The 1,108-nt window shown below is 69.9% G+C and carries 1 protein-coding gene; it reads left to right on the top strand.

The window, feature by feature from the left end; all coding sequences use genetic code 11:
• On the top strand, positions 1–1,108 hold a 1,108-nt coding region (locus ACFZDA_RS41545), incomplete at both ends, for a maltotransferase domain-containing protein (protein ID WP_391091758.1).

Below are 1,108 nucleotides of genomic sequence, written 5' to 3' on the forward strand. Positions count from 1 at the left end.
CGGCGGCGCGGCTGGCGGCGGCGCTGACGCCCGAGGTGGACGAGGTCCTGGCCCGCCATCCGCTGCGGGAGATGGTCACCACCTCCGAGCCGCTGCCCCTGCTCGTGGAGCGCGAGCGGGCCCTGTACGGCTCCTGGTACGAGTTCTTCCCCCGCTCCGAGGGCACCCGGCAGCAGCCCCACGGCACCTTCCGCACCGCCGCCCGCCGGCTGCCGGCGATCGCCGCGATGGGCTTCGACGTGGTCTACCTGCCCCCCATCCACCCCATCGGCACCACCTTCCGCAAGGGCAGGAACAACACCCTCTCCCCCGGCCCCGACGACGTCGGCGTGCCCTGGGCGATCGGCTCGCCCGAGGGCGGCCACGACGCCGTCCACCCCCGGCTGGGCACCCTGGAGGACTTCACCTGGTTCGTCGGCCGGGCCCGGGAACTGGGCCTGGAGATCGCGCTGGACTTCGCCCTGCAGTGCTCCCCGGACCACCCCTGGGTACACAAGCACCCCGAGTGGTTCCACCACCGCCCCGACGGCACCATCGCCTACGCGGAGAACCCGCCCAAGAAGTACCAGGACATCTACCCCATCGCCTTCGACGCCGACATGGACGGCCTGATCGCCGAGACCTGCCGGGTGCTGCGGCACTGGATGGACTGCGGGGTGCGGATCTTCCGGGTGGACAACCCGCACACCAAACCGGTCGTCTTCTGGGAGCGGGTCATCGCGGACATCAACCGCACCGACCCCGACGTGATCTTCCTGGCCGAGGCGTTCACCCGCCCGGCGATGATGCACACCCTGGCCCAGATCGGCTTCCAGCAGTCCTACACCTACTTCACCTGGCGCAACACCAAGCAGGAGCTGACGGAGTACCTCACGGAACTGTCCGGGGAGGCCGCCTCCTACATGCGGCCCAACTTCTTCGCCAACACCCCCGACATCCTGCACGCCTACCTCCAGCACGGCGGCCGCCCCGCCTTCGAGGTCCGCGCCGTCCTCGCCGCCACCCTCTCCCCCACCTGGGGCATCTACTCCGGCTACGAACTGTGCGAGAACACCCCGCTCAAAGAGGGCAGCGAGGAGTACCTGGACTCGGAGAAGTACCAGCTCAG

Origin of the sequence: Streptomyces sp. NPDC007991, assembly GCF_042958445.1 — a bacterium.
Classification (GTDB): domain Bacteria; phylum Actinomycetota; class Actinomycetes; order Streptomycetales; family Streptomycetaceae; genus Streptomyces.